We start from the raw sequence: 20,288 nt of genomic DNA on the forward strand, positions 1-20,288 counted from the left end.
TGGTTCCTTCATGATGGGAAGACGGATGCCGCGGCCGCACTGCGGCGTTCGGCCCGGACATTCCGCCCGGTCGTCGGTTAGGCTGACTGCTCCAAGTTTTTCAGAGGGTGTGAGGGTGCGCCGATGTCAGAACGTCGCGAAGACCGAACGATCCAGACGGATCGTCCGAGTGGGGTGCGTCTCGGTGACGGCCTGCCGACCGTGCGCGAGATCCTCTCGCTCGAGGCGGTGGCGAACGGCCTGCCCGAGGTGCTCGCGGCCGACGAGCAGCTCGATGCGCGCGTGCGCTGGGTGCACGTGTCCGACAGCGGCGGCGTCGCCCGACTGCTCGACGGCGGCGAGCTGCTGCTCTCGACCGGATCGGGTTGGCCTTCCGAGCCGGCAGACCTGGACGCGTTCATCTCGGGCCTCGTCGACGCGGGGCTCTCCGGTCTCGTGCTCGAGCTCGGCGTGCACTACCGCTACGTTCCCGCCGTCGTCGAGCAGTCCGCGCGCGAGCACGGGCTCGCCCTCGTGGTGCTGCACCGCGAGGTGAAGTTCGTCGCGCTCACCGAAGCCGTGCACAACCGCATCATCTCGGAGCAGACGGCCGCCCTGCGGGCGCGCGACGAGGTGCGCGAGCGGTTCACCGCCCTCAGCCTGCGCGGCTCGCCCGCGGACTACATCGTGCACCAGCTGGCGCAGACGCTCGGCTCGGCCGTCGTGCTCGAGAACCTCGCCCACGAGGTCGTCGCGGCGGAGGTGCCGCCCTCCGTCGAGGAGGCGCTCTTCACGAACTGGGAGGCGCGCTCGCGGCTCGAGCACCGTCGCGCCGAGGCCGGCGAGTGGCTCCTCGTGCCCGTCGAGGCGCGGGGCACGCGCTGGGGCCACCTCATCGCGCTGCCGGGGCCGACGCACGCGGCGGGCCGCACGAGCGTGCTCGAGCAGGGCGCGATCGCGCTCGCGCTCGGACGCCTGGCCGACGGCACGAGCGACGAGTGGACCCGCATCGGACGCCAGCGACTGGTCGACGGCCTGCTCGCGGGCCGCTTCGCCGGGGTCGCGGGCGCGGCGGCCCGCGTCGAGGCCGCGGGGCTCCCGGTCGAGGGCGCGGTGCTCTACGGCGTCGTCGCGGCCGGTGCGCCGGTCGCTGCAGGGGCGGCGGATGTCGCGGCGCGGGCGCTCGCGGGGCGCGCGATCGACGGTGCCGCGAACGCCGCCGGCGCACCGGCCGGGGCGCGCATCGTGCTGCTCTCGGTGCCGCGGGCGTTGACCGACGCGCAGGTGCAGGCGTTCGGCCTCGCACTCGTGGGCGGCGACCCGGCGGTCGCCGATCGGCTCGTGCTCTCGATCGGGGCGGCGGCCGCAGGGCTCGAGGGGGCGCTCGGCTCGGTGCAGGAGGCCACCGACCTGGCGCGCGGTCCGCGTCCGCGAGGTGCGCGCGGACTCATCGTGCGGCGCGCCGACGACCGCCCGCTCATCCGGCTCGTCACGTCGCTCCGCGACGACCACCGGCTGCTGCAGCACAGCGAGCGCATGCTCGCGCCGCTCATCGAGTACGATCTCGCGCGCGACGGCGACCTGTTGACCGTGCTGGGTGCGATGCTCGCGCATCCGGGCAACCGCACGGCGGCGGCGGGCGCGTCGCACCTGTCCAGGTCGGTGTTCTACCAGCGGCTCGCGCTCATCGGCGACCTGCTCGGCGTCGACCTCGACGACGGCGAGGTGCTCACGGCGCTGCACCTGGCGCTGCTCGTGCGACGGAGCGCCGCGCGCTAGGCCGCCCGCCCGAGGCATCCGCATGCCATGCCGTGACGCAGGCCCGAGGCATCCGGAACCGTTATTACTTGCTATTGACAAGTGCACTTGCAAAGAGCAAGCTGGGTCGTACGAACATCCTCGACGACGCTCCTGAGGAGGAGATCATGACCGCGACCAGCATCTTCGTGAACTTTCCCACCACCGACCTCGATCGCGCGAAGGCGTTCTACGAGGCGCTCGGGTTCCGCATCAACCCCGATTTCACCGACGAGAACGCCGCGTGCGTCGTGCTCAGCGACACGATCTACTTCATGGTGCTGAAGCGCGAGTACCTCGCCACCTTCACCGACAAGCAGATCATCGACCCGAAGACGCACGCGCAGATGTCGATCGCGCTGAGCCGCGACTCGCGTGACGAGGTCGACGAGGTGCTCGCCAAGGGCCTCTCCGCAGGTGGCAGCGAGCCGCGCCCCGCCCAAGACCTCGGATTCATGTACTCGCGCGACCTCGACGACCCCGACGGCAACAACCTCTCGTTCCTGTTCATGGAGCAGGCGGCCGCCGAGCAGGGCCCCGACGCCTACCTGGCCGAGCAGGGGGCTGCGCAGTCGTCGTCCGCGACGGCGTAGCCGCCACCGCATGGCGACACGCGGCGCGCGCGGATACGGCCAGTACGGCGGAGCGGCGAGGGCGCTCGAACGGGTCGGCGACCGATGGGCACTGCTCATCGTTCGCGACCTGCTCGTCGGCCCCCGCCGCTACGGCGACCTGAAGGCCGGACTGCCCCGGATCCCGACCAACATCCTGAGCGATCGGCTCAAGGAGTTGCAGGAGGCCGGGGTGCTCCGGCGTGTGCCGACCGTGCGCGGCGGCTACGAGCTCACCCCGCTCGGCCGCGACCTGGAGCCCGTCATCACGGCGCTCGAGCGCTGGGGCTGGAGCGTGCTCGGCGTACCCGGCGACGACGAGACGGTCAGTGCCGACTCGCTCGCGTTCGCGCTGCGCGCTGCATTCCGACCGGATGCCGCGGCCGAGCTCCCGCCGACCGAGTACGTGCTGCACGTGGGGGCCGTGTCCCTGTCGGCGATCGTCGTCGGCCGCACGCTCGACGTCGTGCCGGTCGGCCACGGAGCCCTGCCGCAACCACGCCGGCGCTCGGCGCTGGAGCCGGTGCCGACGGGCGTGCTCGAACTCCTGCTCGAGCCCCGGGCGCTGCCCGGCGTGCTCTCGGGGGAGCCGGAGGGCGAGCGCGCCGCCGGCGGGCTCACGGTGGTGGCGGGCGGCGACGAGCTGCTCGAGCGGTTCGGTGCCACGTTCCGCATCGAACCGGCGACGCCGACGACGGATGCCGAGGCCGCCGTCGCGGCATAGTCGGCGCGCGGTCGATGTCAGGACGCCGTGCGGGTCAGACTCCGCTGCGGGTGGCCACGGCGCCGACCTCGACGAGGATCGCGGGGTCGACGAACGGCAGGGCGTGCGTGAGCGTGAACGCCGGGCGGATCTCCGAGTAGACCTCGCCGTGGGCGCGGGCCGCCTCCTCCCAGTTGGCGAAGTCGCTGACGGCGAGGCGGCTCTGCACGACGTCGCCGAGCGAGAACCCGTTCTCGACGAGTACCGACTCGATCGTCGCGAGCGCTGACCGCGTCTGCGCGTAGAGGTCGTCACCCGCGCCGGCGGTCTCGGAGATGTGGATCGTGTCGCCGACGACGACGGCCCGGGAGTACCCGATCTTGGTCTCCCACGGGGACCCGGTGGTGACGAGCTTGCGCATGCTGGTGCTTCCTGCCTGTTCGGGAACGGTTCCGCCCCTTCCTACCGGCGCCGGATGTCGCGTGCAAAACGAGTGACCCCGTGCGACCGGCTGGGGCGTGGCGTGGTTCGATCCGGTCGATCCGGCTACAGCTCGGTGCGTCCTGACCGGGCGAGGCGGTTACGGCGCGACGTACACCTTGCGCAGCGTCTCGCGCACGGTCCACACGGTGCGCATGCCGGCCTCGAGCCGCACGACCGAACCCGGGCCCAGCTCGATCGACGGCAGGTCGGGCGACTCGAAGTCCACCGTCGCGTCGCCCGAGAGCACCACGATCACCTCGTCGGCCTCGACGTCGCGCATCGCGCCGGGGGTCATCTCCCAGATGCCGACGGTGCGGGCATCGTCCTCCGCCCGGTCGAGCACGAGGTGGCCCGTGGCCGGCGACCCATCGACGAGCTGGCCGGCCGAGACGGGTTCGTGCGCCAGCAGTGCCGTCGCGGCATCCGTCACCGTTGCGGCTGCGAGCCGATCGATCCCGGTCACGAGTCGAACCCCAGCCCGAGGGCGTCGAGCGTCTTCAGCAGCAGGTTGCGACGGCCGCCGTTGTGGTCGGCGCGGTCGAGCGACCAGCGGGTCGCGTTGATGCCGATCGAGGCCGCGGGCTCCGGCGGGAACGGCAGGGGCCGCTTGCGCACCATCTCGAGCTGGGTGCGCTCGTTCTCGCGTCGCTCGAGCAGGTCGAGCATCGTCTCGGCGGCGAACCGCGTCGATCCGACGCCGAGCCCTGTGAATCCCGCCGCGTAGGCGACGCGGTGGTCGCGGGCCGTGCCGAAGAACGCCGTGAACTGCGTGCTCGTGTCGATCGCGCCCGCCCACTGGTGACTGAACTGCAGGCCCTCGAGCTGCGGGAACGTCGTGAAGAAGTGGCTCGCGAGCGTCTGCCAGGTCTGCGGGCGGCGCTCGTACTCGCTGCGCACCCGACGGCCGTAGTGGTAGATCGCGTCGTAGCCGCCGAAGAGGATGCGGTTGTCCTTCGACAGGCGGTAGTAGTGGAACTGGTTCGCCATGTCGCCGATGCCCTGGCGATCGTTCCAGCCGATGTCGGCCAGCTGCTGCGGCGAGAGCGGCTCGGTCATGAGCACGTAGTCGTAGACCGGCACGGTCATGAGCCGGTTGCGCTTCAGCAGCGACGGGAACACGTTCGTCGCGAGCACCGCGTGCGTCGCGTCGACGCGGCCGCCGTCGGTGATCACGCTGACGGCGCCCGTCGAGCCCGGCGTCTCGATGCCCTTCACGGGCGAGTGCTCGAAGATCTCGACGCCGAGCTCCTCGGCGACGCGCGCGAGCTCCGACGCGAGCCGCGCCGGGTGGAGCATGCCGTTCGTGCGCTTCTCCCACACGCCCGCGAGATAGGTCGGCGAGGCGACGGATGCCTGGACCTCGCGCTCGTCGAGGAACACGACGTCGTCGTCGCCCTCGGCGACCGCCTCGGCGTGCATCTCGCGCAGCCACTCGACCTGGTGCTCCTCGATCGCGGGAGCGAGCTGCCCGGTGCGCTCGAAGTGGAAGTCCATGCCGAGCTCGGCCTCGGACGCCTCGATCGCGTCGAGGTTCTCGAGCCCGAGCCGGTTGAGCGTGGCCATCTCGTCGGGCCAGCGCGACATTCCGTTCTCGTGGCCGTGCGTGAGGCTCGCCTCGCAGAAGCCGCCGTTGCGACCCGAGGCGGCCCATCCGATCGACTTCGCCTCGACGAGCACGACGCGCGCGTTCGGGTTGCGGCGCTTGGCCAGCACCGCGCTCCAGAGGCCGGTGTACCCGCCGCCGACGATCACCAGGTCGGCGACCCGCGTGCCGGTGAGCTTCGCCCGGCCGCCGACGGCGCCCTCGGGGAGGTCCTCGAGCCAGAAGACGGCCTGGCGGGTTGCGGCGAGCGAGTGCTCGACGACGCGTGCGGGTGGTTGACGTCGTTCGAAGACGGTGGTTCCCACGGGGTATCACTCCGATGCGGTTGTGGTGGAACCATCCTCCCGTGCCCCGCGCCGGCCGCGCCAGTGGCGGCTGTCTCGACATCCGCCCCGCGCCGGACAGGCTGTGCCGCGCGCACCGGCCGCCGGCCGACGACGGTCAGGCGGTCGGCGCGTGCGCCTCGAGGAACTGGAACACCTCGGTCTGGTCGACCCCGGGGAACGTGCCGGTCGGCAGCGCCGCGAGCAGCGAGGTCGGGGTTCGCGCGGCCGGCCACGAGGCATCCGCCCATCGCTCGGCGAGCCCTGCGGGCGCCTGGCAGCACGACGGGTCGGGGCAACGTGAAACCGCACGGTGGGGTGTCTCGCGCCCCCGGAACCACTTGACGTGCTCGAACGGCACGCCGACCGAGACCGAGTACTCGCCCTCCTTCGCCTTCTCGATGCGCGAGGTGCACCAGAACGTGCCGGACGAGGTGTCGGTGTACTGGTACCAGGGGCTGAAGCGGTCCTCGACGTCGAACACGGTGCGCGCGGTCCAGTTGCGGCACATCGTGGTGCCCTCGATCGCGCCCAGCGCGTCGGACGGGAACCGCACGCGGTCGTTCTCGTACGCCTTGATGATGGTGCCCGACTCGTGCACCTTCGTGAAGTGCACGGGGATGTCGAGACGTGCCGTCGCGACGTTCGTGAACCGGTGCGCGGCGGTCTCGTACGAGACGGCGAACGCGTCGCGCAGGTCTTCCATCGAGATGCGGCGCAGGTTCTTCGCCTCGGTGAGGAAGCGAACCGTGGCCTGCTCGGGCAGCAGGATCGCCGCGGTGAGGTAGTTCGTCTCGATGCGCTGCCGCAGGAACTCGGCGTAGTCGCGGGGCTCGTGGTGCCCGAGCAGGTGGGAGGCGAGCGCCTGCAGGATGGGGGAGCGCGAGTCGCGCGACGGCGACTGCGCCGTGGGCAGGTACACCCGGCCGTTGCGCTTGTCGGTCACCGAGCGGGTCGAGTGCGGCAGGTCGCCGACGTAGTGCAGCGAGTAGCCGAGGTGTCCGGCCATGTCGGCGACGAGCTGGTGCGAGACCGGGCCGCCGGTGTGCCCGACGGCCTCGAGCAGCTCGGCGGCCTTGGCCTCGAGCTCGGGGTAGAAGTTGTCGCGCGCCCGCATCTCGGCGCGCAGTTGGGCGTTGGCGCGCCGCGCCTCTTCGGGCGTCGCGGCGCGTTCGCGGTGCAGGCGGTCGATCTCCTGGTGCAGCGCGAGGATCGTGGTGAGCGTCTGGTCGCTCATGCCCTTCGCCACGCGGAACGACGGCAGCCCCAGTGCCGCGAAGACCGGCCCGCGCTGGGCGCGCTCGACGGCGATCTCGAGCGCCGCGCGCTCCGACGGGGCATCCGTCTTCAGCAGCTCGTCGGCGGTCGTGCCGAGCGCGAGCGCGATCGTGCGCAGCATCGACAGGCGCGGCTCGCGCTTGCCGTTCTCGATGGCGCTGACCTGCGACGGCGCCCGCTCGATGGCGGCGGCGAGCTCGCCGAGCGTCATGCCGCGCGCCGCGCGGCGTTCGCGGATGCGGCGTCCGAGCGTGAGCGCGTCGACCTCGGTGCCCGGCTCGTCGTCGGCCCCGGTGCCGCGTCCGAACCCGGGCCCGACGACCGCGCCGGTGGCCGCCTGCGCGGTCTGGCGAGGGTCGCGGGCGGTGCGGCTGGGGGGTCGATCGGCGGTGATCATCTTTCGATGGTCACACGGGCGAGCGGATGCCGCAAACGGAACTCTCGTGAATGTTCTGCGAATCGGCGGAGGATCGCGCCGATTCGAGGAGATCAATCGCAGAAGCGAGCGGAAGAATCACCGTCCTGCTGGCTGGGGTGCGGCGTCGTGGTCCAGCATCTCGAGGTGGTGCGTGTTCGTCATGACGCTGAGCACGGTGCCGAACGGGTCGATGACGGATGCCGTGACGAAGCCGGGGCCGTGCTCGTGGCGCCAGAGGTGCTCGAGGAGTTCCGCGGATGGGTGGGCGGCACCCGGCTCGTCGCCGGCGCCGCCCCCGACGGGGCTCGACCGACCTCGACCGGCCGGTCTGAAGACACGGTTCGTCATCGTCCGCGGTCATGGTCGGACACATCCGGCCCCTGACACGGCCCGGAACCGGTCCTGCCTGACGAACTGTGAATCCCGATGACCCGGTGTGAACCGTCGGTTGCACCTCGCTGACGCCCGTCCGTAGCGTCGCGGCCATGACACAGCAGGGATACAGGACCGTCGGCCGATCGGGGCTCGTCGTCTCCGAGGTCGGGGTCGGCGCCAGCACGTTCGGCCGCAGCGGGATGGCCGCCACGAGCCAGCGCGCGGCCGACGAGATCGTCGGCCGGGCCCTCGAGCTCGGCATCACCTACTTCGACGTCGCCGACGCCTACGGCGACGAACCGGGGCAGAGCGAGAGCATCCTCGGTCGCGCGCTCGGCGACCGACGCGACCGGGTCGTGATCGGCTCGAAGTTCGGCGTGCCCCTTCGCGGCCTGAACGGCGACGACTGGGGCGTTCGCGGATCGCGCCGGTACATCCGGCGCGCGGTCGAGGGGTCGCTCACCCGGCTCCGCACCGACTACCTCGACCTGTACCAGATCCACGTCCCCGACTCCGAGACGCCCGTCGAGGAGACCCTCTCGGTGCTCGACGACCTGGTCCGCGAGGGCAAGATCCTCTATGCGGGCAGCTCCAACTTCGCCGCGTGGCAGGTGGCCGAGGCCGAGCACGTCGCCCGCGCGAACCGGTCGACGCGGTTCATCTCTGCCACCAACGAGTACAGCCTGCTGTGGCGAGATCCCGAGCGCGAACTGCTGCCGGCGCTCGAGCACTACGGCGTCGGGTTCTTCCCCTACTTCCCGCTGCAGAACGGGTTGCTGACGGGCAAGTACCGGGCGGATGCCGCGCCGGCCGGCGCCAAGATCACCAACCTGAAGGCGCACCTGTTCGATCGCGCCCCGTGGGACGCGCTCGAGCGCTACCGGTCGTTCGCGGCCGAGCGCGGCGTCTCCGAGACGGCGCTGGCGATCGGCTGGCTGCTCGCCCGCCCGGCGGTCTCGAGCGTCATCGCCGGGGTCACCCGTCCAGAGCAGCTCGACGCGAACCTCGAGGCAGCCGCGTGGCGCCCGAGCCCTGACGACCTCGCCGAGCTCTCCGCCATCCTGCCCGGAGACCTGAGCGGCGCTCCCGGGAAGGAGACCGGGGCCGTCGCGGCTCCGCGCACGACCTCGGAGGTGGCGGCATGAGCGCCCGGCAGCTGCACCTGGGCTACATGTACTGGGCCAACGGAACCCACCCGGCGGGCTGGCGGTATCCGGGTGCCGAGCACGTCAGAGCCTTCGATCCCGACTACATCGTCGAGCTCGCGCGCATCGCCGAGGCGGCCGCGTTCGACTTCTTCTTCTTCGGCGACCGCCTCGCGACGGGGGTCGAGTACGAGCTCACCAACACCTCGGTGATCGCTCGCATCGAGCCGTTCACCACCGCGTCGTACCTCGCGACGAAGACGAGCCGGATCGGCCTCGTCGTCACGGCGAATCCGACGTACTCCGAGCCGTTCAACCTGGCCAGGCTCACCGCCTCGCTCGACCACATCTCGCACGGTCGCGCCTCGTGGAACATCGTCACGGGCGCCGACGGTCGAGCCGCGGGCAACTACTCGCGCGACGAGCACGGCGACGCGAACGCCAGGTACGACCGCGCCGACGAGTTCGTGGCCGTCGTGCGCGCCCTCTGGGACAGCTGGGAGGACGACGCCTTCATCCGCGACAAGGAATCCGGCGCGTTCGTCGACGGCTCGAAGGTGCACCGGCTCGACCATGACGGCGCCGCCTTCCAGGTGCGCGGGCCGTTGAACGTCGCCCGGCCGCCGCAGGGCCATCCCGTCATCCTCCACGCCGGCACCTCCGATCGCTCTCGCGACCTCGGCGCGCGCGACGCCGACGTGCTCTTCGCTGCGGCCGCCACCATCGAGCAGGGGGTCGCGTATCGCGACGACATCCGCCGCCGCGCGCTCGGCTTCGGCCGCGACCCAGACGACCTCGCCGTGCTGCCGGGCCTCACCCCGATCGTCGCCGAGACGACCGAACGCGCCCGGGAGATCTACGAGGAGCTGAACGCGCTGATCATCCTCGATGACGACATCCGATTCGGCGGCCGCGAGCCCGGCCACTGGGCGCCGTCGGAGACGATCGGCCGCCGCGAGGACCAGGGCCCCGGACTCCGCAACCTCGGCGCGCTGTCGCAGCGCGTCGGGTACGACGCGACCGGACACGACCTCGACGATCCCGTTCCGGCGTCGGTGGCGACGGGCTTCACCCCGGTGGGCCGGCAGCTCGTCGGCGCCGTCGAGCGACGCACCGGGCGAACGGTGGGCGGCGACCACGCGACGACCTGGCGCGACCTGCTCCACGCGCACATCGTCGCCGGCCACCTCGTGGTCGGCAGCGCTTCCGACGTGGCCGACTACATCGAGGAGTGGTTCACGTCCGGGGCATCCGACGGATTCAACATCCAGTCGGCGTTCCTGGTCGAGCAACTCCACGCCTTCGCCGACCTCGTCGTGCCCGAACTGCGACGACGCGGCCTGTTCCGCACCGAGTACGCGGGCACCACGTTGCGCGAGCACCTGGGGCTCGCGAGGCCGGAGAGCCCCTGGACCGAGACCGACATCGCCGCGACCGCGGCCCGAGCGTAGGAGCATCATGACCACCACGAGGCAGCTGCATCTCGGGCTCATGTTCTGGGCGACCGGGACCCACACCGCCGGCTGGCGGTACCCGGGGTCGAAGGCCGACGGCGCCTACGACATCGAGTTCATCCAGGCGGTGACGCGCATCGCGGAGGCGGCCAAGTTCGACTTCCTGTTCCTCGGCGATCGCCTGGCCACGGATCCGGCGCTCGCCGCCACGAATCCCGCGCAGATGAGCCGGCTCGAGCCGTTCACGGCTGCCGCGGCCATCGCCGCCGCGACCGAGTCGATCGGCATCGTCGTGACCGCGAACCCGACCTACTCCGACCCGTACACGATCGCGCGCCTGACCGCCTCGCTCGACCACCTCAGTCGAGGTCGGGCGTCATGGAACCTCGTGACCGGTGCGGATGCCGCGGCCGCGGCGAACTTCAGCCGGGCCGAGCACTGGGATGCCGAGCACCGGTACGACTGGGCCGACGAGTTCGTCGACGTGGTGCGCGACCTCTGGGACAGCTGGGAGGACGGCGCGCTCGTCCGCGACCAGGAGAGCGGTCGCTACATCGACCCGTCGGCCGTGCACGCGATCGACCACGACGGCGAGCACTTCCGCGTGGCCGGCCCGTTGAACGTCGCCCGGCCGCCGCAGGGCCAGGTCGTGCTCCTGCACGCGGGAACCTCCGAGCGCTCGCGCGAGCTCGCCGGGCGCGAGGCGGACGTCGTCTTCGCCGGGCAGTCCGACATCACGTCGGCGCGGGAGTACTACGCCGACATCAAGGCGCGGGCGGCGGCGAACGGCAGGGGCGCCGAGGAGGTGCTGATCCTCCCCGGCCTCAGCGTCATCGTCGCGGAGACCACGGCGGAGGCGGTCGCGGTCTACGACCGGCTGAACGCGCTGCTCCCGCTCGACCCCGAGGACGAGGTCGTCGAGTCGGTGCGGTTCGGCGGACTCGGACAGGCGCTCAAGCGCAACCTCGCCTCGGTGAGCCGGATCATCGGCGTCGACGTCACGGGCAACCCGCTCGACGCCGCCGTGCCGAGTTCGATCGCCGACGAGGTGAACGAGGACGGCGCACGCATCCTCGCGCGCATCACGACGCTCACCCGCCGCACGCTCGACGCGACGGGCGATGCTCGGATCACCTACCGCGACCTGATCGACGGCATCGCGCGACAGGGTGCGGTCGTGGTGGGCGACCCGATCGAGGTCGCCGACCACCTGCAGTTCTGGTTCGAGACCGGTGCGGCCGACGGATTCAACATCTTCCCCGACTTCGTGCCGGGTTCGGTCGACGCGTTCACCCGGCTGGTGGTGCCGGAACTGCAGCGTCGCGGGCTCTTCCGCACGGAGTACGAGGGACGCACCTTCCGCGAGCACCTCGGCCTCAGCGTGCCCGAGAACCGGTTCGCGTCCGAGGGGGCGGCGACATGAGCGTCGGGACCGCCGAGGCCCCGCGCGCGGCATCCGTCGACGCCATCGCCGGCGAGCGCTCGGAGCGCCGCGGAATCGTGGGGGCCGCAGGTGCCGCACGTCGTCGCCCAAGGGGCCTTCGCATCGGCATCGTGACGGCGCAGCTGATCGTGGTGGCCGCGGGGCTCGGACTCATGCAGTGGGCGGTCGACTCCGGGACCGTCAAATCGCTCTACCTGGCGTCACCGACGCAGATCGTGGAGGCGTTCCCCGACCTGATCGTCGAGGGGAACCTCTTCGGCAACCTCCTCGTCACCCTGTGGGAGGCGACGCTGGGCGTCGTGCTGGGCTTCGCCTTCGGTGTCGGCACTGGCGTGATCATGGGGCTCTCCAAGACCATCGAGCAGTTCCTCCGACCGTTCGTCTCGGCCGCGATGGCGGTGCCGAAGGTCACGCTCATCCCGTTGCTGACGTTCTACATCGGCATCGGGATCGAGCACAAGGTCGCGATCGTCTTCCTGTTCAGCTACTTCCTGTTCGTGTTCAACACGCTCGCGGGCATCCGGCAGGTCGACGCGAACCACCTGAAGATCGCGCGGGTGAACCGGGCGAGCCAGTGGCAGACCGTGACCAAGGTGATCCTGCCGTCGGCGTCGCCGACCATCGTCGCGGCACTCCGCATCGAGGCCGGCACCGCCCTCGTCGCCGCCCTCTTCGCCGAGATCATCGCCTCGAAGGCGGGCCTGGGGAACATGCTCAACACCGCCGTCGGCAAGTACGACACCCCGAGCATCTTCGGGCTCGTGCTCGCCATCACCGTCTTCTCGGTGCTCATCATCGCCGCCGTCGACCTCCTCGAGAAGAAGGTCCTCCTGCGGTGGAAGTACCTCCAGTAACTCCACGCTCAACATCAGAAACGAAACGGGAACCATGTCACGCTCACGCAGATCCTCCGCCCTCCTGGCCGCCGGCGCCGCCCTGCTCCTCGCCGCCGGGCTCAGCGGGTGCTCCGCCGCCGCCGAGGCGGCGGACGACTCGGACTCGGCCGCCTCGGTCGAACGCAAGACCCTCGTGCTGCAGGACAGCACGAGCTACACCCAGCTGCCGCTGCGCTTCGGCGTCGAGAAGGGGTTCTTCGACGAGGAGGGCCTGGACGTCGAGTTCACGCAGGTGCAGGATGCCGTGACCGGCGTCGCCACCGGGGAGCTCACGCTCGCGTTCGGCCCCACGTCGAACTACCTCCGTGCCGCTGCCCTCGGATCGCCCATCAAGATCGTCTCCTCGGCGTTCCGCAGCAAGGGGCCGTTCTGGCTCATCGCCCGCGACGGCATCGACTCGATCGAGGACCTCAAGGGCAAGACCATCAACAACGTGGCGGCGGGCTCGAGCATGGAGACCTATCTCGTCACGATCCTCGAGGAGAACGGCGTCAGCCGCGACGACGTCACGTTCGTGAACACCGGCACCGCGGACCAGGCCTACGGGTCGATCCTGGCGGGCACGGTCGACGCCTCGATCATCCACCAGCCGTTCCCGGCGCTCGGCGAGATCGAGGGCGAGACCACGACCCTGGCGCGCGGCTGGGACTACCTGCCGACGTACCACACGGGTGTCCTCATCGCGAGCGACGCGACGATCGCCGACGACCCCGACCTGCTCGAGCGCGCCCTCCGCGCGTACTTCGAGACCTACACGTACACGAAGGCGCACTACGACGAGTACGTGCCGTGGCTCCAGGAGCAGCTCGACACGATCGACCCGGAGGCCGTCGCACAGGCGATCGAGGCCGAGGACGAGATCTGGGACAACAACCCCGACGTCGACTTCGACGCCATTGCGGACACGCAGGAGATCGAGATCGCGGTCGGCAACCAGGACGAGGAGTACGACGCCGAGAAGTTCATCGACCTGCGCTTCATCCCGCAGGAGTTCGTCAAGCCGTTCGAGTACCCCGAGTCGAAGGCCGAGTAGCGACATGCCGGTCTTCGAGGTCAGGGGCGTCTCGCAGCGGTACGGCGGAACGCCGCCGGTGACGGCGTTGGAGTCGATCGACCTCGCCGTGGGCGAGGGCGAGTTCGTTGTGCTGCTCGGGCCGAGCGGCTGCGGCAAGAGCACGCTGCTCGAGCTGCTCGCCGGCCTCCAGGAGCCGACCGAGGGCGACGTGCTCCTCGACGGCGCCCCGATCTCGGGACCGGACCGACGGGTCGGCGTGGCCTTCCAGGACGCATCGCTGTTCCCGTGGCGAACCCTCCAGCAGAACGTGGAGGTCGGGCTCGAGTTCCGCGGCGTCCCGGCGGGCGAACGCCGGCGGCGCTCACGCACGCAGCTCGAGGCCGTGGGCCTCGCCGGGTTCGAGGGCAAGTACCCGCATCAGCTGTCGGGCGGCATGCGCCAGCGCGCCGGGATCGCGCGGGCGCTCGTGAGCGACCCTGAGGTGCTCCTCATGGACGAGCCCTTCGGGGCCGTCGACCACCTGACGCGCATCACGCTGCAGGAGGAGCTGCTGGAGCTCTGGGAGCGGCACCGCCGAACCGTCGTGTTCGTCACGCACGACGTGGGGGAGGCCGTCTTCCTCGCCGATCGCATCGTGCTGCTGTCGCCGAGGCCCGGACGCATCTTCCGCGAGTTCTCGATCGACGAGCCCAGGCCGAGGACCCGCGGCGACCGCGGCCTGCTCGACCGGGAAGCAGAGGTGTACGCCGCACTGCACGAACTGGACCGCATCGCCGAACTGGAAGAGGTGGCCCGATGAGCGGCTGGCAGAAGTCATTCGTCGGCGTCGCCGAACTCGCGGCGGACATCGATCGCGGGGAGACGCCGATCCTGCTCGACGTGCGCTTCGATCCGCGTGTCGGCGCCGTACCCCATGACTACGCCGACGCCCACCTGCCGGGTGCGGTCTTCGTCGACCTGCCGCGGGACCTCGCCGCCCGCCCGGGCCCCGGCACCGGCCGGTTCCCGCTTCCCGCCGTCGAGGAGCTGCAGGTCGCGGCGCGACGGTGGGGCATCCGGAACGACTCGGTCGTCGTCGTGTACGACGACCGGAACGGGGTGTCCGCCGCGCGGGCCGCCTGGGTCCTGCGGTGGGCCGGGTTCGACCGGGTCCGCGTGCTCGAGGGCGGACTTCGCGCCTGGATCGCGGCCGGACATCCGACCTCCGACACGATCGTGCCGCCGGAACCGGGCGACGTGGTGCTGTCCGGCGGTCGGCTCGGGCCGATCGGGGCGGATGACGTCACCGGATTCGCCGAACGGAGGGCGCTGCTCGACGCCCGTGGCTCGCGCCAGTTCGCCGAGGGGCGGATCCCCTCGTCCGTCAGCCTGCCGGCGACGGACCTCCTCGACGAGGACGGCGTGCTCCGGCCCGCCGACGACGTGCGTCGGCGCCTGGTCGATCTCGGGGTCCCGCTCGGCTCGCCGATCGCGGTCTCGTGCGGTGGCGGCGTCGCGGCGACGTTCAACGCCCTCGCGCTCTCGGCGCTCGGCGAGGACGTCGCGGTCTACGTCGGCTCGTGGTCGGAATGGAGCGCGGATGCCTCGCGCCCCGTCGAGCGCGACGAGCCGAGCCTCGTCGGCTGAGCTGGTCGTCGGCCGGGCGGACCGTCGGTCGAGCGGGTCGTCGGTGGAGGCCAGTCGGCGGCCCGGCCCGTCAGCCGAGCAGGTCGTCGACGCTCACGACCTCGGCGTAGCTGTCGCCGAGCGCCGCCATGAACGCCGCGTGCACCTGGGCGGCCGGCACGACCTCGTCGCCGAACGTCAGCTCGGGCGCGGCGCATGCGTCATGCGCGACGGTCACCGAATAGCCGCGATCGGCGGCGGCGCGCACGGTCGCGTCGACGCACATGCTCGACATCATGCCGGCGATCACGACGCCGTCGACGTCGGCGCCGACCGCGCGCAGGCGCTCCTCGAGGTCGGTCTCGAGGAACGAGTTCGGGTGCGCCTTGACCACGACGGGCTCGCCGTCGGCCGGGGCGACGAGCGGATGGATCTCGACGCCTGCGGTGCCCGGCGCGAAGAACGCGGCATCCGGGGCATCCCACACGTGCTGCACGTGCACGACCGGCTGGCCGGCCTCGCGGTGCGACGCGAGCAGGCGGGCGGCAGCGGCGGCGGCGGCCTCCGGCCCGACCAGCGGGTGCGCGCCGCCGGGGAAGTAGTCGTTCTGGATGTCGATGATGAGCAGGGTGCGGGTCACGCGAGTCACGCTAGCCCACCCGGCCGGTTCTGCGCCGGATGAGTCGTGCGCCCGCTGGTCAGGCCGACGTCGCCCGCTCGCGCGCGGCGAGCACCTCTGGCACATGCCGTTCGGCCCACTCGCGCATGGCCTGGATCGGCTCGAGCAGCGACACCCCGAGCGGAGTCAGCGAGTACTCGACGCGCGGCGGCGAGTCCTGGAAGGCGCGTCGGTCGATGAGCCCGTCGTCCTCGAGCGCGCGCAGCGTCTCGGTGAGCACCTTCGGCGTCACCCGCCCGACCTGCGCCTTCAGCTCGGTGAAGCGGAGGGTGCCCGCACGCGCCAGCGCGAGGATCACGAGCATCGTCCAGCGCTCGCCGATGCGGCCGAACACGACGCGGCTCGGGCACTCGGGCGAGAGCACGTCGTTGGCATCGGCGGAGGCGCGGTCGATCCCGGCCCCGCCAGGCACGGCCTCGGATGTGACGGCGTACCGCATCATGTGACCCCTGGTTTCGTCGAGGGAAGTTCCGTTGAAGATACCGGACGTCGATCCGTAGCGTGATCGACATGACCATTCTCCTGACCGGTGCAACCGGATACATCGGATCCGCAGTCCTCGACGCACTCCTCGCCGACGGGCACGACGTGCTCGCCGTGGTCCGCAGCGAGGGCTCGGCCGAACGCGTCGCGTCGCGCGGCGCGACCCCGCTCATCGGCGACGTGACGGATGTCGCGTGGTTCGCGCGCGTGCTCGCCGACACCGACGGCGCGATCCACGTCGCCGCGCCCGATGCCGACGCCGCCGCCTTCAACGACGCCGTCGTCGACGCGGCCGTGCAGGCGTATGCCGGGACCGCCAAGCGGTTCGTGCTCACGAGCGGCGTGTGGGAGTACGGCGACGGCGACGCGATCGCCGACGACGGCCCGCTCGCTCCGCCGGCGCTCGTCGCGTGGCGGGTGCCGATCGAGGAGCGGCTGCTCGCCTCGGGCATCGACGCGGTGATCGTCGCACCCGGCATCGTCTACGGCCACGGCAAGGGACTGCTGAACCTCGTGACCGATGCCCCCGTCACCCCGTCAGGTGAGCTCGTGCTGCTCGGCGACGGCGAGCAGTACTGGTCGTTCGTGCACGTCGACGACCTCGCACGGCTCTACGTGGTGGCGCTCGCGAACGCCGACGCGGCCGGTCGCGTGATCGCCTCGGACGGCGCGCCGCAGCGGGTGCGCGTGATCGCCGAGGCGGCGGCCGCGGCATCCGGAGCCTCTGGCGTGGTGGCCGAGGGCGCCGAGGCGACACGCGATCGGCTCGGCGCCGCATTCGCCGACGCGCTGCTGCTCGACCAGGCCACCGACGGCGCGAAGGCCCGCTCGCTCGGCTGGGTTCCGCAGCGCGCGAGCGTGCTCGACGAGGTCGTGCCCGCGAACGCCTAGCGACACCGCTCGGGCGCGCGAGGATCGACGCGCGCGCCCGAGCGTGGTCGGCGACCGTGCGATCAGGCCGACCACGCTCAGGCGATCTCGCGGGGGTCGCGCGTCAGCCGCCGCCCATCGTGCGGGCGATGTCGGCCGCCGAGTCTCCAGCGCGGCGCAGCACGTACGCGACGAGGCCGAGCGCGATGAGCGTCAGCACGAGCATGACCGTCGAGACAGCGGCGATCTCGGGCCGCAGCCCGCTGCGCAGCGCACTCAGCACGTAGACCGGCCACGGCGTCGAGCCCGAGACCGAGACGAAGGCCGCGATGACGGTGTTGTCGAGGCTCAGCGTGAACGAGAGCAGGAAGCCGGCGAGCACGGCCGGCATCGCGAGCGGCAGGGTGACCTTGGCGAACGTGCGCGGCGGTGTGGCGTAGAGGTCGGCCGAGGCCTCCTCGAGGTTCGCCTCCTGGCCCACGAGGCGTGCGCGCACCAGGTACGACACGACCGCGACCGAGAACAGCGAGTGGCCGATCACGAGGCGCACGATGCCGTCGTTGAAGAGCGACATGCCGAGGTCCTGTCCGAGGAACACCATCCACGGCAGCAGCGCCACCGCGTCGACGATCTCGGGCGTCACCGACACGAGCAGCAGCAGGCCGAGGAACCACCACACCCACTTGCCCGGATTCCGCGACATCGCGATGCCGGCGAGGGTGCCGAGCACCGTGGCCACGAGGGCGGCGATGAAGCCCGTCTGCACCGAGATCCAGACGGCGTCGCGGATCGCGGGCTTCGCCAGGAGTGCGAGGAACGAGTCGAAGCCGAAGTGGTCCCATGAGACGAGCAGGCGCCCCACGTTGAACGACGACACGATGATCACGAGGATCGGCGCGAAGAGGAAGAGCATCACGAGGATGCCCCACACGCTGAACGCGACATCCGACCACGACCTGCGCGGCCGCCGGGTCAGTCGATCGCTCATGCGCCGACCTCCTCACGAATCGAAGCGGATGTCGCGGCCGGGCCGGAACCCGGAGCCGGCGCCGACGGCACGGGCGCCGGCGGACCGATCACCAACCGGTTGCGGGCGCGGAACGGCAACGTCACGAGCCACACGATCCCGGCGCCGATCGCCGCGCTCAGCAGGATCACGAAGATCAGCACGACGGCCATCGCCGAGCCGAGCGCCCAGTTCTGCGCGGTCTGGAACTGGCTCGCGACCAGCTGCCCGACCATGTTCCCCTTGGCTCCGCCCAGCACGGTCGCGGTGATGTAGTCGCCCATGAGCGGGATGAACACGAGCAGGACGCCCGCGATGACGCCGGGTTGCGCGAGCGGCAGGGTGACTCGGAAGAAGGTCGCCCACTTGCCGGCACCCAGGTCCTTCGACGCCTCGCGCAGGGGGCCGTTGACCCGGTCGAAGGCGACGAAGAGCGGCAGGATCATGAGCGGCAGGTAGTTGTAGACGACGCCGAGCAGCACCGCGCCGCGGGTGTTCAGGATCGCGAGCGGCTCGAACCCGATCACCTGCAGCGCCGACGACAGCCAGCCGTCGGGCGAGAGGATCACCTGCCAGCCGATGGTGCGCACCAGGAAGTTGGTCCAGAACGGCACCATGACGAGCGCGACGAGCAGGCCGCGACGCGACGGCGGCGCCTTGACCGCCATCCAGTAGGCGACCGGCAGGCCGATGAGGAAGCAGAGCACGGTGCCCGCCACGCCGACCCAGAGCGTGTTCAGGAACGTGGCGAAGAAGGTCGGGTCGAGCACCTCGGCGTACCGGTCGAACGAGAGCCGGTCGGTCGCCTGCGTCGCGAAGATGCTCGGCTTGTAGCCGAAGCTGAACCACACGACCATGCCGACGGGGGCGATGAAGAAGACCAGCAGCCACGCCCACGCGGGCAGCGCCAGCAGGAATCCGGGGGATCGTCTACGCACCGGCGGCCGCCTTCATCTTGTTCCAGATCTGCACGATCCGTTCCTGCGCCTCGGTGAGCTCGCCCTCGTGCATCGTGGCGAGCTGCTCGCGCGTGAAGAACACGAGGTCGAGCAGCGGCAGCCCGGCTTCCGTCGCGGCCTGCTCGGCGTCCTTCGCGCCGGTGTGGTACCCGATGTAGTCGAGTTCGTCGAGGGCGTTCTCCGGCGTGAGCACGTAGTCGATGAACGCGTGCGCGGCCTCGGGGTGCGGGGCGCCCGCGGGGATCGCCCAGTTGTCCATCCAGAGCTCGGTGGCCGGCGAGCCGAGCACGAACTTCCAGCGTTCGGGGTCGGGGCTCTCGAGGATCCCGAGGCGCGCGTCGCCGTTGTAGGACTGCATGAGCATCTGCGTGGCCTGCGGGATCGCGCCGCCGCCCGGGTACGGGTCGAACGCCGAGATGTGGGGTGCGAGCTCCTCGACGAGGAACTTCTCGGCCGCATCCAGGTCAGCCTCGGCCGTCGTGTTCCACGGGATGCCGTTGGCCCAGAAGTACAGCCCCGTGAGCACGGCGGGGTCGTCGAGGACCGAGGTCTTGCCGCTCGCCTCGTTCTGCGCCGCGTCGATGAAGTCGTTCCAGTCCTTGAGCTCGCGGTCGATCAGGGTCACGTCGTACACGAACCCGGTCGTGCCCCACGCCTTGCAGATGGAGTATTCGTTGTCGGGATCCCATGCCCGGCCGAGGAACGCGGGGTCGAGGTACGCGATGTTCGGGATCAGGTCGCGATTGAGCTTGGACAGGAGCCCGTGCTCGGCCATCTGCGCGACGAACGTGCCGGTGGGCACGACGATGTCGTAGCCGCTCGTGCCGCGTGCGCCGACGAGCTTGGCGACCATCTCCTCGTTCGAGTTGAAGGCGCTCAGCGAGATCTTCGGCCCGAGGTCGGCCGTGAACGCCTCGAGCACGTCGGGGGCGTCGTAGTCGCCCCACGTGTAGATCGAGAGCCGGTCCTCGAGTGGGGCGCCGGACGCGCGCGTCGTCGTCGGCGAGCCGGTCGGTGCGCACGCGGCGAGGGCGGCGGTCGTGCCCGCCGCTGCGGCGAAGCTCAGGAAACGGCGACGCGTGAGTTCGCGGCGGATCGTCTTGGCGGCGCCGGCGGGCGCGAGGATGCGGACGTCTGGTTCGGATGCCATTCGGTGCTCCTG

At 71.1% G+C, this 20,288-nt stretch carries 21 protein-coding genes; 11 read left to right on the top strand and 10 right to left on the bottom strand.

Annotation, left to right across the window (positions count from 1 at the left end; all coding sequences use genetic code 11):
- Window positions 1-123 precede the first annotated feature (123 nt).
- The 3 genes from ABIC29_RS01925 (at window position 124) to ABIC29_RS01935 (ending at window position 3,111) form a co-directional block, all read left to right on the top strand.
- A complete protein-coding gene (locus ABIC29_RS01925) occupies window positions 124-1,758 on the top strand; it encodes a PucR family transcriptional regulator ligand-binding domain-containing protein (RefSeq protein ID WP_354242221.1) in 1,635 nt (544 codons plus the stop codon).
- A 146-nt stretch (window positions 1,759-1,904) separates the two neighbouring features.
- Window positions 1,905-2,369: a VOC family protein gene (locus tag ABIC29_RS01930; protein WP_354242224.1), complete on the top strand. Its 465-nt coding sequence runs from the start codon at window positions 1,905-1,907 to the stop codon at window positions 2,367-2,369.
- A 10-nt stretch (window positions 2,370-2,379) separates the two neighbouring features.
- Window positions 2,380-3,111: a winged helix-turn-helix transcriptional regulator gene (locus tag ABIC29_RS01935; protein WP_116080607.1), complete on the top strand. Its 732-nt coding sequence runs from the start codon at window positions 2,380-2,382 to the stop codon at window positions 3,109-3,111.
- A gap of 34 nt (window positions 3,112-3,145) precedes the next feature.
- Here the strand turns inward: ABIC29_RS01935 and ABIC29_RS01940 are convergent, their stop codons facing one another.
- The 5 genes from ABIC29_RS01940 to ABIC29_RS01960 form a co-directional block, all read right to left on the bottom strand.
- The gene (locus ABIC29_RS01940; protein WP_354242227.1) at window positions 3,146-3,511 is read right to left on the bottom strand and encodes a RidA family protein; all 366 of its coding nucleotides are present in this window, start codon (window positions 3,509-3,511) and stop codon (window positions 3,146-3,148) included.
- A gap of 159 nt (window positions 3,512-3,670) precedes the next feature.
- Window positions 3,671-4,036, bottom strand: coding sequence for a cupin domain-containing protein (locus tag ABIC29_RS01945; RefSeq protein WP_354242230.1), 366 nt, complete (start codon window positions 4,034-4,036; stop codon window positions 3,671-3,673).
- Window positions 4,033-5,481, bottom strand: a complete 1,449-nt coding sequence (locus ABIC29_RS01950) for an NAD(P)/FAD-dependent oxidoreductase (RefSeq protein WP_354242233.1) — start codon at window positions 5,479-5,481, stop codon at window positions 4,033-4,035. The genes ABIC29_RS01945 and ABIC29_RS01950 overlap by 4 nt, the downstream gene beginning before the upstream one ends.
- A 136-nt stretch (window positions 5,482-5,617) precedes the next feature.
- Window positions 5,618-7,174, bottom strand: coding sequence for a helix-turn-helix domain-containing protein (locus tag ABIC29_RS01955; RefSeq protein WP_116080610.1), 1,557 nt, complete (start codon window positions 7,172-7,174; stop codon window positions 5,618-5,620).
- Between the two features lie 117 nt (window positions 7,175-7,291).
- On the bottom strand, window positions 7,292-7,543 hold the full coding sequence (locus ABIC29_RS01960; protein WP_354242236.1) for a hypothetical protein: 252 nt from the start codon (window positions 7,541-7,543) through the stop codon (window positions 7,292-7,294).
- A gap of 137 nt (window positions 7,544-7,680) precedes the next feature.
- Here ABIC29_RS01960 and ABIC29_RS01965 point away from each other — a divergent pair, with 137 nt between their 5' ends.
- The 7 genes from ABIC29_RS01965 to ABIC29_RS01995 are packed head-to-tail and all read left to right on the top strand — an operon-like array spanning window position 7,681 to window position 15,150.
- Window positions 7,681-8,715, top strand: coding sequence for an aldo/keto reductase (locus ABIC29_RS01965; protein ID WP_354242239.1), 1,035 nt, complete (start codon window positions 7,681-7,683; stop codon window positions 8,713-8,715).
- Window positions 8,712-10,166, top strand: a complete 1,455-nt coding sequence (locus ABIC29_RS01970; RefSeq protein ID WP_116080613.1) for an NtaA/DmoA family FMN-dependent monooxygenase — start codon at window positions 8,712-8,714, stop codon at window positions 10,164-10,166. Before ABIC29_RS01965 ends, ABIC29_RS01970 begins: the two co-directional genes overlap by 4 nt.
- 7 nt (window positions 10,167-10,173) lie before the next feature.
- On the top strand, window positions 10,174-11,592 hold the full coding sequence (locus tag ABIC29_RS01975; protein ID WP_116080614.1) for an NtaA/DmoA family FMN-dependent monooxygenase: 1,419 nt from the start codon (window positions 10,174-10,176) through the stop codon (window positions 11,590-11,592).
- Window positions 11,589-12,467, top strand: a complete 879-nt coding sequence (locus tag ABIC29_RS01980; RefSeq protein ID WP_116080615.1) for an ABC transporter permease — start codon at window positions 11,589-11,591, stop codon at window positions 12,465-12,467. The genes ABIC29_RS01975 and ABIC29_RS01980 overlap by 4 nt, the downstream gene beginning before the upstream one ends.
- A 34-nt stretch (window positions 12,468-12,501) precedes the next feature.
- The gene (locus tag ABIC29_RS01985; RefSeq protein WP_116080616.1) at window positions 12,502-13,542 is read left to right on the top strand and encodes an ABC transporter substrate-binding protein; all 1,041 of its coding nucleotides are present in this window, start codon (window positions 12,502-12,504) and stop codon (window positions 13,540-13,542) included.
- Window positions 13,543-13,546: 4 nt separating this feature from the next.
- Window positions 13,547-14,323 carry an ABC transporter ATP-binding protein gene (locus tag ABIC29_RS01990; RefSeq protein ID WP_116080617.1) on the top strand — a complete coding sequence of 259 codons (777 nt, stop codon included), beginning with the start codon at window positions 13,547-13,549 and terminating at the stop codon, window positions 14,321-14,323.
- On the top strand, window positions 14,320-15,150 hold the full coding sequence (locus ABIC29_RS01995) for a sulfurtransferase (RefSeq protein WP_354242245.1): 831 nt from the start codon (window positions 14,320-14,322) through the stop codon (window positions 15,148-15,150). Before ABIC29_RS01990 ends, ABIC29_RS01995 begins: the two co-directional genes overlap by 4 nt.
- Before the next feature lie 70 nt (window positions 15,151-15,220).
- Here ABIC29_RS01995 and ABIC29_RS02000 read toward each other — a convergent pair whose 3' ends face one another.
- Window positions 15,221-15,769 carry a cysteine hydrolase family protein gene (locus ABIC29_RS02000; RefSeq protein WP_354242248.1) on the bottom strand — a complete coding sequence of 183 codons (549 nt, stop codon included), beginning with the start codon at window positions 15,767-15,769 and terminating at the stop codon, window positions 15,221-15,223.
- Between the two features lie 58 nt (window positions 15,770-15,827).
- A complete protein-coding gene (locus tag ABIC29_RS02005; RefSeq protein ID WP_116082201.1) occupies window positions 15,828-16,247 on the bottom strand; it encodes a winged helix-turn-helix transcriptional regulator in 420 nt (139 codons plus the stop codon).
- Window positions 16,248-16,318: 71 nt separating this feature from the next.
- Here ABIC29_RS02005 and ABIC29_RS02010 point away from each other — a divergent pair, with 71 nt between their 5' ends.
- Window positions 16,319-17,182: an NAD-dependent epimerase/dehydratase family protein gene (locus ABIC29_RS02010; protein WP_354242251.1), complete on the top strand. Its 864-nt coding sequence runs from the start codon at window positions 16,319-16,321 to the stop codon at window positions 17,180-17,182.
- A gap of 103 nt (window positions 17,183-17,285) precedes the next feature.
- On the opposite strand, the gene ABIC29_RS02015 is transcribed toward ABIC29_RS02010, so the two are convergent.
- Genes ABIC29_RS02015 through ABIC29_RS02025 form a run of 3 tightly spaced genes read right to left on the bottom strand, consistent with a single transcriptional unit; the run spans window position 17,286 to window position 20,276 of the window.
- Window positions 17,286-18,149: an ABC transporter permease gene (locus ABIC29_RS02015; protein ID WP_354242253.1), complete on the bottom strand. Its 864-nt coding sequence runs from the start codon at window positions 18,147-18,149 to the stop codon at window positions 17,286-17,288.
- A complete protein-coding gene (locus ABIC29_RS02020) occupies window positions 18,146-19,105 on the bottom strand; it encodes an ABC transporter permease (RefSeq protein ID WP_354242256.1) in 960 nt (319 codons plus the stop codon). Before ABIC29_RS02020 ends, ABIC29_RS02015 begins: the two co-directional genes overlap by 4 nt.
- On the bottom strand, window positions 19,098-20,276 hold the full coding sequence (locus ABIC29_RS02025) for a polyamine ABC transporter substrate-binding protein (protein ID WP_354242259.1): 1,179 nt from the start codon (window positions 20,274-20,276) through the stop codon (window positions 19,098-19,100). The genes ABIC29_RS02020 and ABIC29_RS02025 overlap by 8 nt, the downstream gene beginning before the upstream one ends.
- Window positions 20,277-20,288: the final 12 nt, after the last annotated feature.

It is taken from the genome of Agromyces sp. PvR057, assembly GCF_040547485.1.
In the GTDB taxonomy this organism is placed as follows: domain Bacteria; phylum Actinomycetota; class Actinomycetes; order Actinomycetales; family Microbacteriaceae; genus Agromyces.

Coding starts and splice junctions, on each gene's coding strand:
- ABIC29_RS01925 (WP_354242221.1), top strand. CDS start 124: ATGTCAGAACGTCGCGAAGACCGAACGATCCAGACGGATCGTCCGAGT.
- ABIC29_RS01930 (WP_354242224.1), top strand. CDS start 1,905: ATGACCGCGACCAGCATCTTCGTGAACTTTCCCACCACCGACCTCGAT.
- ABIC29_RS01935 (WP_116080607.1), top strand. CDS start 2,380: ATGGCGACACGCGGCGCGCGCGGATACGGCCAGTACGGCGGAGCGGCG.
- ABIC29_RS01940 (WP_354242227.1), bottom strand. CDS start 3,511: ATGCGCAAGCTCGTCACCACCGGGTCCCCGTGGGAGACCAAGATCGGG.
- ABIC29_RS01955 (WP_116080610.1), bottom strand. CDS start 7,174: ATGATCACCGCCGATCGACCCCCCAGCCGCACCGCCCGCGACCCTCGC.
- ABIC29_RS01960 (WP_354242236.1), bottom strand. CDS start 7,543: ATGACGAACCGTGTCTTCAGACCGGCCGGTCGAGGTCGGTCGAGCCCC.
- ABIC29_RS01965 (WP_354242239.1), top strand. CDS start 7,681: ATGACACAGCAGGGATACAGGACCGTCGGCCGATCGGGGCTCGTCGTC.
- ABIC29_RS01970 (WP_116080613.1), top strand. CDS start 8,712: ATGAGCGCCCGGCAGCTGCACCTGGGCTACATGTACTGGGCCAACGGA.
- ABIC29_RS01975 (WP_116080614.1), top strand. CDS start 10,174: ATGACCACCACGAGGCAGCTGCATCTCGGGCTCATGTTCTGGGCGACC.
- ABIC29_RS01980 (WP_116080615.1), top strand. CDS start 11,589: ATGAGCGTCGGGACCGCCGAGGCCCCGCGCGCGGCATCCGTCGACGCC.
- ABIC29_RS01985 (WP_116080616.1), top strand. CDS start 12,502: ATGTCACGCTCACGCAGATCCTCCGCCCTCCTGGCCGCCGGCGCCGCC.
- ABIC29_RS01990 (WP_116080617.1), top strand. CDS start 13,547: ATGCCGGTCTTCGAGGTCAGGGGCGTCTCGCAGCGGTACGGCGGAACG.
- ABIC29_RS01995 (WP_354242245.1), top strand. CDS start 14,320: ATGAGCGGCTGGCAGAAGTCATTCGTCGGCGTCGCCGAACTCGCGGCG.
- ABIC29_RS02005 (WP_116082201.1), bottom strand. CDS start 16,247: ATGCGGTACGCCGTCACATCCGAGGCCGTGCCTGGCGGGGCCGGGATC.
- ABIC29_RS02010 (WP_354242251.1), top strand. CDS start 16,319: ATGACCATTCTCCTGACCGGTGCAACCGGATACATCGGATCCGCAGTC.
- ABIC29_RS02015 (WP_354242253.1), bottom strand. CDS start 18,149: ATGAGCGATCGACTGACCCGGCGGCCGCGCAGGTCGTGGTCGGATGTC.
- ABIC29_RS02025 (WP_354242259.1), bottom strand. CDS start 20,276: ATGGCATCCGAACCAGACGTCCGCATCCTCGCGCCCGCCGGCGCCGCC.